11 protein-coding genes and 1 pseudogene are annotated in these 12767 nt (G+C 39.5%); 3 read left to right on the forward strand and 9 right to left on the reverse strand.

The window, feature by feature from the left end; genetic code table 11:
• Positions 1-194 (forward strand): annotated as a pseudogene (locus QL998_RS15310) (IS4 family transposase); the annotation flags it as partial.
• 50 nt (positions 195-244) lie between these two features.
• Here QL998_RS15310 and secF read toward each other — a convergent pair.
• The 5 genes from secF to queA all read right to left on the reverse strand — a co-directional run bounded on the left by secF (position 245) and on the right by queA (position 5784).
• Positions 245-1192, reverse strand: a complete 948-nt coding sequence (gene secF / locus QL998_RS15315) for a protein translocase subunit SecF (protein WP_002957828.1) — start codon at positions 1190-1192, stop codon at positions 245-247.
• A gap of 9 nt (positions 1193-1201) precedes the next feature.
• Positions 1202-3061, reverse strand: coding sequence for a protein translocase subunit SecD (gene secD / locus QL998_RS15320; RefSeq protein ID WP_002957829.1), 1860 nt, complete (start codon positions 3059-3061; stop codon positions 1202-1204).
• A 19-nt stretch (positions 3062-3080) separates the two neighbouring features.
• On the reverse strand, positions 3081-3416 hold the full coding sequence (yajC, locus tag QL998_RS15325) for a preprotein translocase subunit YajC (protein WP_002957830.1): 336 nt from the start codon (positions 3414-3416) through the stop codon (positions 3081-3083).
• 25 nt (positions 3417-3441) lie between these two features.
• Complete coding sequence (gene tgt / locus QL998_RS15330; protein ID WP_002957831.1) at positions 3442-4569, reverse strand: tRNA guanosine(34) transglycosylase Tgt; 1128 nt, start codon at positions 4567-4569, stop codon at positions 3442-3444.
• 183 nt (positions 4570-4752) lie between these two features.
• Entirely contained in the window at positions 4753-5784 is a 1032-nt protein-coding gene (gene queA / locus QL998_RS15335) for a tRNA preQ1(34) S-adenosylmethionine ribosyltransferase-isomerase QueA (protein WP_024605593.1), read from the reverse strand.
• A gap of 186 nt (positions 5785-5970) precedes the next feature.
• On the opposite strand from queA, the gene QL998_RS15340 reads away from it, so the two are divergent.
• Both QL998_RS15340 and QL998_RS15345 read left to right on the forward strand, forming a co-directional pair.
• Positions 5971-8502 (forward strand): GGDEF domain-containing protein, encoded by a 2532-nt coding sequence (locus QL998_RS15340; protein ID WP_290193007.1) that lies wholly within the window; start codon positions 5971-5973, stop codon positions 8500-8502.
• A 181-nt stretch (positions 8503-8683) separates the two neighbouring features.
• Positions 8684-8896, forward strand: coding sequence for a hypothetical protein (locus QL998_RS15345; protein WP_024592496.1), 213 nt, complete (start codon positions 8684-8686; stop codon positions 8894-8896).
• A gap of 24 nt (positions 8897-8920) precedes the next feature.
• On the opposite strand, the gene QL998_RS15350 is transcribed toward QL998_RS15345, so the two are convergent.
• From QL998_RS15350 to phoU, 4 genes are all read right to left on the reverse strand, one after another.
• Positions 8921-9841 carry a hydrogen peroxide-inducible genes activator gene (locus QL998_RS15350; RefSeq protein ID WP_007586467.1) on the reverse strand — a complete coding sequence of 307 codons (921 nt, stop codon included), beginning with the start codon at positions 9839-9841 and terminating at the stop codon, positions 8921-8923.
• An 82-nt stretch (positions 9842-9923) separates the two neighbouring features.
• Complete coding sequence (locus QL998_RS15355; RefSeq protein ID WP_024605595.1) at positions 9924-11192, reverse strand: inorganic phosphate transporter; 1269 nt, start codon at positions 11190-11192, stop codon at positions 9924-9926.
• Between the two features lie 39 nt (positions 11193-11231).
• Positions 11232-11909, reverse strand: a complete 678-nt coding sequence (locus QL998_RS15360; protein ID WP_002957838.1) for a TIGR00153 family protein — start codon at positions 11907-11909, stop codon at positions 11232-11234.
• Positions 11910-12059: 150 nt separating this feature from the next.
• Positions 12060-12761, reverse strand: coding sequence for a phosphate signaling complex protein PhoU (gene phoU, locus QL998_RS15365; RefSeq protein ID WP_007586465.1), 702 nt, complete (start codon positions 12759-12761; stop codon positions 12060-12062).
• Positions 12762-12767 lie beyond the last annotated feature (6 nt).

Consider the following 12767-nt stretch of genomic DNA (forward strand, 5'->3'; position numbering starts at 1 on the left):
TCATGGCTTTGCGGGATATACAGGATGAGATACTCTGGTGTGCCATCGCTTCGCCAGGTTCAATTCCAAAGAAATTAAGGGCAATGCGAGAACGAGTGAAACGTTATATTCTTCCAGAAAAAAGAAAGCGGCCCAAAAGTAGGACCGTTCGAATTTCAAAAACTCGGTACACCATTAAGTCAAAGCATGCTTAACTGAATGGTGTTAGCCCAATGAGCGGTTTTTTAAAGTAGTTACAAAACCATTACGGCATAGCGTCTTGGTCTGCGCCTTCTTTTTCTATCACTTCAGGTATTAAATCTTCTTTGCTTACGCCCATTGCTATAGCAACAGAGCTTGCAACATAAATCGAAGAATAAGTACCAATAAACACACCAAACAGTAATGCAGTTGCAAAACCATGAATGGTTTGTCCGCCCCATGCAAACAAGGCAATCAATACTAAAATAGTCGTGATTGATGTTACAAGTGTACGGTTAAGTGTTTGCGTAAGTGAAATATCAATAATTTCTATCGTATCGTCAATGCGTACCTTACGGAAGTTTTCACGTATACGGTCTGATACAACAATCGTATCATTGAGTGAATAACCAATTACCGCAAGAATTGCCGCTAATATAGTTAAATCAAACTCTAAACCTAATACAGAAAATAAACCCACAGTAATGATAACATCGTGTAGTAGTGCACCTACCGCACCTACTGCAAAGCGCCATTCAAAACGAAACGCAACGTAGATTAAGATACAAATAAGCGCAGTTAACATGGCAAGGCCACCCTGCTCTTTTAAGTCTTCACCTACACTTGGGCCTACAAATTCAATACGGCGCATTACTACGCTGTCGTCTGCTTTTTTAAGTGCATCGATTACTTGGTTACCAATTACTTCAGCTTTTACATCGCTACCGCGTGGTGCTAAGCGAACTAAAATTTCTTGGCTTGAACCAAATAGCTGCACTGATGCATCAGCAAAACCATTATCAGCTAGTGCATCACGTACTTTTTTAAGGTCAGCCGGTTGTGAAAAACCCACTTCTACCGCAGTACCGCCGGTAAAATCTAAACCAAAGTTTAGGCCTTTGATAAAAATTGATGCAAACGACGCTAAAATTAGTAGCGTCGAGAAACCCATAGCCACTTTTCGAAGAGACATGAAACGAAGGGTTCTACTACCCAAACTTAAAATTTGCATGTCTGCTCCTTAAATCGAAAGTTTATCAATGCGTTTACCACCAACAAATAAGTTGATTACCGCACGGGTACCAACGATGGCTGTAAACATTGAAGTTAAAATACCAATCGCAAGTGTCACTGCAAAGCCCGCAATCGGACCAGTGCCCACTGCAAACAGTATAATGGCAGCAATTAGTGTCGTGATGTTGGCATCAAATATAGTGCTAAATGCGCTATCGTAACCAAAATGAATCGCTTGTTGAGGGCTACGGCCATCGGCCAGCTCTTCACGAATACGTTCAAAAATAAGTACGTTAGCATCAACCGCCATACCTACCGTTAATACAATACCGGCAATACCTGGTAGCGTAAGTGTAGCGCCCGGAATTAAAGACATAACACCTACAATTAGTACTAAGTTAGCCGCAAGCGCAAGGTTTGCAACCATACCAAAACCTTTGTAGTACACAAGCATAAACACAAGTACAAACGCAAAGCCAAGTGCAACCGCAGTCATACCCGCTTCAATATTTTCTTGTCCTAAGCTTGGACCTACTGTGCGCTCTTCAACAATTTGAATTGGCGCTACAAGTGCACCAGCACGAAGTAGTAAACTTAAGTTATGTGCTTCTGCTGGGTTATCAATGCCAGTAATACGGAACGAGCGATCAAGACGGGCTTGAATCGTTGCTACGTTAATAACTTCTTCAACCTTAATAGGCGGAAGCGCTTTACCGTCTGCATCTTTTTTACCTGATGGCTTGTACTCAATGAATACCGTTGCCATACGCTTACCAATAGCACGCTTGGTAAAGGCATTCATTTTTGCCCCACCTTTGCTATCTAGCGTAATACTTACTTGCGGACGTTGGTATTCATCAGCGCCAGATTGCGCGCCCGTAATATGGCTACCCTCTAAAATAATACGCTTTTTAAGTACAACAGGGTAACCGTCGCGGCTCATGATCATTTCAGTACCCGCTGGGATACGACCTTGGGCTGCAGCGCTAATATCTGCGTTTTCGTCTACTTCACGAAATTCAAGTGTTGCTGTCGCGCCTAAAATTTCTTTAGCACGTGCAGTATCTTGAATACCTGGTAGTTGAACAATAATACGCTCAGCACCTTGGCGTTGTACGTTAGGCTCTGCAACACCAATTTGGTTGATACGGTTACGAATAATCGTTTCATTTTGCTTGATAGCGTAGTCACGAATTTCTTTGAGTTTTTGCTCACTCATTGTCGCAAAAAATGCTTTATCGTTACTGCTGTCATCAATGTAGACATTTAGCGGGTAGCGAGTTTCTAAGAAACTCTCTGCAGCATTTTTGTCTTCTTCGGTACGCATTTCTACACGCATACGATCGGAGCCTGCTACACGGCGAACACTACGATAACGTAGTTTTTCTTCGCGCAGGTCACTGCGAAAATCTTGTTCCATTTGCTCAAGCTGGTTATCAACCGCTGTTGCCATGTCGATTTCCATGGTGAAATGTACGCCACCACTTAAATCAAGACCTAGCTTCATAGGGTTACCACCAACCGCTTTTAACCAAGCTGGTTGAGCAGGTGCCATATTAATAGCAGAAATGTAATCATCGCTCAGCGAATCACGCAGTAAGTCATGCGCTTTAAGCTGCTCTTCAACATTTTTTAAACGAACTAAAATTTGTCCATCTTCAAGTATTGTCGATTTAGCGGTTACATTATTTGTTTTAAGGATTGCGTTTACTTTGTCTACAACACTGAGATCTACATCAGCGCCTTTAGCACCTGAAACTTGTATGGCCGGATCGCGACCATACAAGTTTGGAGAGGCATATAAAAGGCCAATGGCTACCACAGCTAAAACAAGTAAATACTTCCAAACTGGAAACTTGTTTAACACGGGGTCGTCCTTATTATTTTTATAGCGACTTCATTGTGCCTTTTGGCAATACTGCAGATACTGCAGATTTTTGTACTGTAACTTCTGCTTGCTCGTTTAAAGAGATAACGATGAAATCTTTCTCTTCAGAAATTTTCACAATTTTACCCACTAAACCGCCTTGGGTAAGTACTTCATCACCTTTAGCCATCATACTCATTAAGCTTTTGTGCTCTTTAACGCGCTTAGCTTGTGGGCGGTAGATTAAAAAGTAAAAAACCAAACCGAAAATAGCTAACATTATTAGCATTTCCCAACCACCGCCTGCCGCAGGTTGACCAGCTGCTGCGTGTGCATTTGAAATAAATAAACTCATGATACTTCCTCTTTAATTTTAAAGTTTAATTTTTTATATCTGCTAACTCTGGCACATCTTGGCCTCGGCGAGCATAAAAATCTTGTACAAATTCTTCTAATTTACCTTCGCTAATTGCATTACGTAAACCTTCCATAACACGTTGATAGTAACGTAAGTTATGAATTGTGTTTAGTCGCGCACCTAAAATTTCGTTACATTTATCAAGGTGATGCAAATAAGCTCGTGAATAGTTTTTACACGTATGGCAATCACACTCAGGGTCAAGTGGCCCTGTATCTGTTTTATGCACTGCGTTACGTATTTTTACTACACCCGTGGTAATAAATAAATGGCCGTTACGCGCATTACGTGTTGGCATAACACAGTCAAACATATCAATACCACGGCGAACCGACTCAACTAAGTCTTCTGGCTTGCCTACACCCATAAGGTAACGAGGCTTGTCTTCTGGCATTTTAAACGCACAATGATCAAGGATATTCATCATTTCGTTTTTAGGCTCACCTACTGATAGGCCGCCTAATGCATAACCGTCAAAACCAATTTCTTCAAGACCAGCTTGTGATTGTGCACGTAATTCTGGGTACATACCACCTTGGATAATACCAAATAAAGCAGATGGATTATCGCCATGCCCTTCTTTTGAGCGCTTAGCCCAACGAAGAGATAACTCCATAGAATCTTTAGCTTCTTTTTCAGTTGCTGGGTATGGCGTACACTCGTCAAAAATCATAACGATGTCTGAGCCTAAGTCGCGCTGTACTTCCATCGACTTTTCAGGCGACATCATAATTTCATCACCATTTACTGGAGATTGAAATAAAACGCCTTCTTCAGTGATTTTGCGCATTGCGCCTAAGCTAAATACTTGAAAACCGCCTGAGTCAGTTAAAATTGGGAAGTCCCAATTCATAAAGTCGTGTAAATCACCATGTTGTTTAATGATCTCAGTACCTGGGCGAAGCATTAAATGAAAGGTATTACCTAAACATATTTGCGCACCAGTGGCTTTAACTTCATCTGGCGTCATACCTTTTACAGTACCGTAAGTACCAACAGGCATAAAAGCAGGTGTTTCTATTACACCACGGTCAAAAATTAAGCGGCCGCGGCGCGCTTTTCCGTCAGTACAATCTAATTCAAATTTCATATCATCCTCAATGTCGGAAAAACAGTCCAACAAGCTATAATTTAACCGCCTGATTCTACCCTTTTTGCCTCACTAATACTATTAGCTGCGATAAATTCAGTTTTGCCAATTGCCGCAAACAAAAACCCCAGCAACTAAGCTGGGGGTTTTAATATATTCGACTGAGTATTAAACAATATTTTGTTACTTACGTGTTAAAAACATCGCGTCGCCATAACTAAAAAAGCGGTACTGCTGCTCTATTGCAGTATTGTAAGCGCCCATAATATTGTCTTGGCCGCTAAATGCGCTGACTAACATTATAAGCGTTGATTCTGGTAGGTGAAAATTTGTGACCATGGCATCAACAACATTAAATTGATAACCCGGAAAAATAAATATATCGGTATCACCAAAATACGTGTCTAACTTGCCGCCGTGAACTTTAGCAGCCGACTCTAATGAGCGAACTGAAGTTGTGCCTATCGCAATTACACGCCCACCATTTGCTTTAGTTTGCGCAACAGCTGCAACTACGTCATCAGGTACTTCTATGTATTCTGAGTGCATTACATGCTCATCAACACTATCAACTCGTACCGGCTGAAAAGTACCAGCGCCAACGTGTAGCGTAACAAAAGCCATATTTACGCCTTTATCTTTGAGTGCTGTCATTAACTTATCGTCAAAATGTAGACCTGCAGTTGGTGCTGCAACTGCACCTGGCTTTTCTCCATAAACAGTTTGATAGCGCTCACGGTCAGCATCGGTATCAGGTCGGTCAATATAAGGAGGCAGTGGCATATGGCCAATATCATTAAGTATATCTAGCACGTTTTGGCTATGATCGAACTCAAGCTCAAATAAAGTATCGTGGCGTGCAACCATTATTGCCTTGGCTTTGCCTTCTAAAATAACTTCGTTACCGACCTTAAGCGACTTGCTTGCCCGTACATGCGCAAGTACGCGATGCTCATCTAATACCCGCTCTACAAGTACTTCAACTTTTCCGCCTGAAGCTTTTTGACCAAACATACGTGCTGGAATAACGCGTGTATTGTTAAAGACCAATAAATCGCCTTCGTTTACTAAATCAAGTATATCGCTAAACACTTTATGTTCTAAAGTTCCGCTTGGGCCATCTAAAGTGAGTAGACGGCTGCTGGTTCTGTCCGCTTTAGGAAAACGAGCTATTAATTCATCAGGTAAGTCAAAGCTAAAGTCAGCCACGCGCATAATTAGTAATCCACATCATTTAAAATCGCGCCAAGTGTATATGTATCGGATATTAAGCTCAAGAAATCAGCCAAACTTATAATGTCTGTTTGCGTGTTTGCCATTAAATTCTCTTGTTCTTATGGTTAAATGTCACTATTCTTATTCGGCTAAATTATTATAAGTTATATTAGGAGTGTTCAACTCGTGCCAAACCAGCTTAAATTGCTAATATTAAACGCAAGTAGTGCTGAACGTCGCGCGATTAAGGGCACTTTAGATAGCTTAAATGTATTTACCTTTATTGATGCCCAAGACAGTCAACAAGCTTTAAAGCTTTTAAAACAACACCCTGTTGATATTATAATAACGGGCATTACTGTTGGTAAAATTGATGGCTGGCGCTTTTCTAGGATGATCCGCTCAGGATTATTAAAAACACCAAAAAACACACCAATCTTACTTATTCCGCCAATTTACTGTGAGCGGATTGCCGAAACAACAGCCCGAAGCTATGGGATAGATGCTGTGCTACCGTTTGAGCACAAAGATATGCTCCCTCAAGTACTTGCGAATGTTTTATCTACTCACTTAGAAAAAAGTAGCCGGCTAAACTTATTATTATTAGAGCCACTTCAAAATACGGCCGACAAAATAAGTGAACAGTTAAAGTTAAACTTTGCTATCACTCACGTAACTTCAGCTAAAGCGGCACTTAACGCTTATAACCAACAGCAGTTTTCAATTGTGCTACTCGATGCCACTACATCAAGTGCAGAGAGCTCGAGTGTACTCGTTGAAGAAATCCTCCAGCACAATTCTAAACAAGCTATTGTTACAATTATAGAAAGTGACGATGCCGATTACGCTGAGCAGCTTTTGCTTTCGGGTGTTACCGACTTTATCAGAGCCCCTTACGATCCTTCATTTTTAAACAAAGTGTGTGACCACGCCGCACGACGTGAAGATTTTATGGTGAGTTATGCTGAGTTTGCTTACAAAGTAGAGCAGCTTAGCGTGAGCGAAGTGCGTTACAAAGAGTTATTTTCGGCTCATCAGCGTATTTTATTGCATTTGAATACGGTTGTTTTAGAGCTTGATCAGCAAGGGCATATTCGTTTTATTAACCCTGCATGGGAGACATTAAGCGGTTTTGGTGTTAAATCATCACTACAAACCCCATTAAGCGTTTATTGTAATAACGAAGATAAAGGAAGACTAAATTATACTATTAACGATATTTTACATGGTGGCGAGCAACAGCAACAAATAGAAGTAAAGTTAACCCACAAAAATGGCAATTTAATTTGGGTTGAATGCAGATTGCAGCTAATAAAAAATAGCCGTAATAACGCGACCATAACCGCAACTATCGACAATATACACGAACGAAAGCAAGCTGAGATTCAACTACGTCATTTAGCACACCATGACCCATTAACAGGTTTACATAATCGTTATTATTTTGATCAACAGCTTAATAAAATATGCCAAGATAAATACACCTATGATGGCATAGAGCATGCTGTTATTTATATTGACCTCGATCACTTTAAAATAATAAACGACAGTAAAGGCCATCATCAGGGCGATATAGTTTTAAAAGAAGTGGCGCAATTATTTAAAGCAAATATTGGCGACGATCACCTGGTATGCAGAATTGGTGGGGATGAATTTGCAGTCATACTTACCAATATGAATTTACTGGATGCACACCTTATTGCAGAAGGTGTGTGTAGTGCGATAGAAAAACATGCTTTTAAATCAGAAGATCAAATATACACTATTAGCTGCTCTATTGGCTTAACTCAAATCACGACACAAAATAATGACCCTAATGAGTGTTTAAAACAAGCCGATATTGCTTTGTATATTGCCAAAAACCTAGGGCGTAACTTAGTACATTGCTATTCAAAAGAAGATGCTCAAAACAATACACTACAAACAGGGCTTGAATGGGGCCATGAAATTCGCCAAGCACTACAGCAAGATAATATTGAACTACATTACCAACCTATTTGGGATTTTAAGGAGTGTAAAGTTGCTTATTTTGAAGCGCTTTTACGCTTAAAACTCAAAGGTGAACTCGTATACCCAAACCAGTTTATTCCCTCTTTAGAAATGCTTAACGACACATTTTTGATGGATCAATGCGTTATACGTAATGCTATTGCTTGTGTATCTAAGCACCCAGAGTTAAACCAAGTTGCTATTAATTTGTCAGCACAATCGTTCTTAGATGAACGCTTATTGCCATTAATTGAATCAAACCTTGAAAAGTATAACGTGCCTGCTTCGCGGATAATTTTTGAAATAACTGAATCTGCGAGTATTAATAACCTAAAGGCCACTCGTAAAATGATTGAGAAGCTTAATAGCTTAGGCTGTCATTTTTCTATCGATGATTTTGGAACTGGATTTAGTACATTTAACTATTTAAAGCAGCTTCCGGCACAGCATGTAAAAATTGATGGCTCATTTGTAAGCGACATGCTTAATGACCCTATAGATTTAGCGTTAGTAAAAGCAATAAATGATATTAGTCGGTCTCTCGATAAGCGCTCTGTAGCTGAGTACGTTGAAAACGAAGAGATATTTTTTGCACTAAAAGAGATAGGTGTTGATTATGGACAAGGCTACTTTATTGCACGCCCAGTACCTGTTGAAAAAGTAAAAGATGAACTTGAAAAAATTTCAAAAAATAAAACGTTTTACCAACAACAAGCTAGCCCAAAATAAACAAAATTAAACAATTTGTTACTACCAATATTACCTTTCTTGCCTATACTTTCAGTATCAAATAAGAAATGTCGTGTATTTTAATGCATTTCATTTTAAAAACATGACATTACCTTTTGGCGGCATAGTACTGATATTTATAGTGGGTTTCAAAGCTATTTAAGCTTTTAAGGAGAAAGGTATGACACAGCTAGTTATGTTATTACTGATTATACATTTTGCAATCGCGTATCAGTGTTATCGTTACGCAAATATTAAAGGCTACCCAGTTAAGGTTTTTACTGTATTAGGCTGCGTGCCTTACTTTAACTTAGTGGTATGGATTTATTTACTATTTTTACCCGAACTTGAGCCTTTTGAAAGCCATCTTAAAAATCAAAAGCAGCCTTTATAAGCTGCTTTCATTCATTTCCTATTCTTATTTAGAAAAATCTAAACTACATTGGCGCTTTAAAAATATCTCAAGCTGTTGACTAAATAACTTAAAGTCGCGGATCCGCCCCGTAGTTTTACGCCACAATATGCCAATATCTCTATATGCATCGCTTTGTGATGGTGTTGCCACCATATTTTTATTATCTAAAATTCCGGCGTTAATCGCCATTTGTGGTAAAAAAGTCACCCCGAGCTGATGCTCAACCATACTCAATAATGTATGCAAGCTTGCTGCTTCAAATGGGTTAATACAACTAGCACGGTTTAAATGACATGCGCTAAGCGCATGGCCTGTCATACAGTGCTCACGCTCGAGTAAGAATACGCTAGCCTCTGGTAATAGATTAAAGTCGACTACGCCCTTTGCAGCGCTGTAGTCCTTATGGTGCACTAAACTAAACTGATCTTTTGCCAATACTTGTGTATGAAATTTATCGGTTTCGTATGGCAGTGCAAGTAGCGCTAAATCAATATGCCCATGCTCAAGTTTATCCAGTAGCTTGTCACTCGTATCTTCAATTAATACCAGCTCTAAATCACAAAAGGTTTCTTTACAAAAGTGATACAGAGGAGCCGCTATAAAGCTAGCAATTGTAGGTATAACACCCACTGTTAATTTACCACTCAGCGGTGTTAAAAAGCTTTTAGTGAGCTCTTTTAAACTAATTGTATCGTTAATTATTTTACGAGAGCGCTCAACAACTTCTTCACCAATACTGGTAAACATAAGGCTGCGATTTTCGCGCTCAATTAGCTGACAGCCTAGTGTTTCTTCAAGATTTTGAATAGCACTGCTTAAAGTAGATTGCCCTATAAAACAGGCACTGGCAGCTCTGCCAAAGTGCTGATGTTGATGAACAGCTAATAAATACTGTAGCTGTTTGATACTTGGAAGATTGGTCATTTTTTCTTTCCACAAATAAAAAGACCCCAACACCTAGGGCATTGAGATCTTTTCAAGCTAAAAGTCTTTGAGTACTTTTTTGTTAAACCCCAAATGCGGTTCTTAGTACGTAGAAAATAACAATAGCAAGGGCAGCGCCAACTGGCAATGTAATTACCCAAGAAACTACAATGTTTCTGATAACACCCATGTTAAGCGCGCCAATTCCACGTGCCATACCTACACCTAATACCGCACCTACTAAGGTTTGAGTAGTAGAGATTGGCATACCAGTACCTGATGCAATAACAACGGTAGAAGCAGCGGCTAGTTCAGCAGCAAAACCACGGCTAGGCGTTAAATGTGTAATGCCTTCACCAATCGTTTTAATTACTTTTTTGCCCAAAATAGCAAGACCCGCAACAATACCAAAACCACCTAGAGGTAGAATCCACCAAGCAATAGCCGCTTTTTTAGCAATTTCACCATTGTTTTCAACAATATTTACAACAGCAGCTAGTGGACCGATTGCATTAGCAACATCGTTAGAACCATGTGCAAAGGCCATACAACATGCTGTTAATACCATAAGAACAGCAAACACTTTTTCAACATTGTTGAATTGCATTTGTTTATCTGCTTTTGGATCGATATTTAAGCGAGATATGGCAATTTTACCAATCACAGCAACAACTATTGCAACACCTACTGACAGTGCATAGCCTTCAGCTGAGCCTAGGTCTACACCAACGTGCTTTAAGCCCTTTTTAATTGTAACCAATGCCATGATAAAACCTGCTAAGCCCATATAAAGAGGGACATAACGTTTAGCATTTTTTAGTGGTGCATCGGTATTAAAAATAAGCTTTTGTGCACTCATGAATATTAAGTATGCAATAAAGCCTGATATGGCAGGTGTTATAATCCAACTACCTACAATACCACCTACTTTATCCCATTGAATCGCCTCAGTACCTACTGCAACTAACGCAAAACCTATGATTGCACCAATGATTGAGTGAGTTGTAGATACAGGCCAACCTAAGAACGAGGCCATTAATAACCAAGCACCGGCTGCAAATAAAGACGAAATCATACCCAGAACCATTAATTCCGGAATATCTGCAAATGGTGCTGCATCAATAATTCCTTTACGAATTGTTGATGTAACCTCACCACCTGCTAAATAGGCGCCTGCAAATTCAAAAATCATCGCTATAAAAATAGCTTGTTTGATTGTTAGCGCTTTTGAACCTACAGATGTACCCATGGCGTTCGCTACGTCGTTCGCGCCAATACCATAAGCCATAAAAAAGCCGACTGCTGCGGCAATTAAAATTAATACCGTGCCGTAAGATGCAATGATATCCATTGTAAAACCTTAATCTTTCGTGTTTGAACTGATTGTAAATTAACGAGCTAACATCAGCTCAAGACGTGATCCTACGCGCTCTGCAATATCTGCAAGCTCGCCAACCCATTCAATGATTTTGTACAAAAACATAACATCAATTGGATTTAACTCACCCTCTACATCACGTAGCTGGCGGCGTACTTTTATCTGCATTTCGTCCGTGTCTTGTTCTATGGCATCCAATTCAACTAACATTTTTTCTACTAAGGTGACTTCTCGACCTTTAAAACCCGTTTCTAGCAATTCTTCTAATTCGTTAATTGCTTTAGATGCTTGTTTAGTCGCATCTACACAACGGGTTAAGTAAGCTAAGAAATCAGCTTGCATTACTTTAGGAATGGTCATTTCACGACCAATCACTCGTCCTGCAATATCTTTTGCTTTATTGGCAATTTTATCTTGTTGAGTTACTAATTCGAGAAGATCTGTACGCTCTACCGGCATGAATAAACCACGTGGCAATTGTAATCGTATATCTCTTTTCATATCATCAGCTTCACGTTCTAAATTGCGAATAGTGATGCGAAGCTCTTCAGCTTGTACCCACTCTTCTTTAAATACGTGATTAAAAAAAGGTATCAAGGCTTTACTTGCTTGATGAACCTTCTTGATGTGTTCTTCCATTGGTTTGATAGGAGATTTTGCAAATACTCCTAAAAACGCGTTTGTAGGCATAACTGACCCTTTAATCAAATTGATATGCTTTGCAGCATGAATTTTACAGTATTAACCAAGATTGTGAACGCTTTTTATTACTTCACTAAAGCTTGCAATACACAAAGCGGCACTAAGCCGCTTTAATAGAAATACATGATGGATGAAAAATCATAATGATTTTTCTATATCTTCTTGAGATGTATGGCGAATATCTTTGCCATTAACAAAGTAAATAATGTATTCAGCAATGTTCTGACAGCGATCACCAATACGCTCTAATGAGCGAACAGACCAAACTAAGTCCATGATTTTCGGGATTGAGCGTGGATCTTCCATCATGTAAGTCATTATTTGACGTGTGATAGCTTCATATTCGCGGTCAACTTTTGCATCTTCTTTATGTACTTGAAATGCGCGTTGCACATCCATACGCGCAAATGCATCTAGTACGTCGTGTAGCATTTTTAAAACTTGACGGCCCATATTTTCAATATTTACTAATAAATCTTGCTGATCTTTAGTAAATGAGTCTAGTGCAACTTTAGCAATTCGCTCAGCTTCATCGCCAATACGTTCTAAATCTGCAATAGTTTTTGCAATTGCAATCACTAAACGTAAGTCACTTGCTGCAGGCTGACGACGAGCAATGATACGCGTACATTCTTCATCGATGCTGACTTCCATTGCATTTACTTTGTAATCGTTCTGACGTACCTTTTGAGCAAGCTCAGCATCGTTACGACTCACCGCATCAAGCGCGCTATTTAATTGCTGCTCAACTAAGCCACCCATACTCAATACATGGTTACGTACATTTTCTAGTTCTTGGTTAAAGCGCCCAGAAATATGCTTATTAATATTATGTTCCATAGTTAC

The organism is Pseudoalteromonas sp. APC 3691 (assembly GCF_030408135.1).
GTDB lineage: Bacteria > Pseudomonadota > Gammaproteobacteria > Enterobacterales > Alteromonadaceae > Pseudoalteromonas.

Bases quoted from the DNA above. Each gene is read 5' to 3' on its own strand.
- QL998_RS15345 (WP_024592496.1), top strand. From the start codon at position 8,684: ATGACACAGCTAGTTATGTTATTACTGATTATACATTTTGCAATCGCG.
- yajC (WP_002957830.1), bottom strand. From the start codon at position 3,416: ATGAGTTTATTTATTTCAAATGCACACGCAGCAGCTGGTCAACCTGCG.
- QL998_RS15350 (WP_007586467.1), bottom strand. From the start codon at position 9,841: ATGACCAATCTTCCAAGTATCAAACAGCTACAGTATTTATTAGCTGTT.
- QL998_RS15355 (WP_024605595.1), bottom strand. From the start codon at position 11,192: ATGGATATCATTGCATCTTACGGCACGGTATTAATTTTAATTGCCGCA.
- phoU (WP_007586465.1), bottom strand. From the start codon at position 12,761: ATGGAACATAATATTAATAAGCATATTTCTGGGCGCTTTAACCAAGAA.
- queA (WP_024605593.1), bottom strand. From the start codon at position 5,784: ATGCGCGTGGCTGACTTTAGCTTTGACTTACCTGATGAATTAATAGCT.
- QL998_RS15360 (WP_002957838.1), bottom strand. From the start codon at position 11,909: ATGCCTACAAACGCGTTTTTAGGAGTATTTGCAAAATCTCCTATCAAA.
- tgt (WP_002957831.1), bottom strand. From the start codon at position 4,569: ATGAAATTTGAATTAGATTGTACTGACGGAAAAGCGCGCCGCGGCCGC.
- secF (WP_002957828.1), bottom strand. From the start codon at position 1,192: ATGCAAATTTTAAGTTTGGGTAGTAGAACCCTTCGTTTCATGTCTCTT.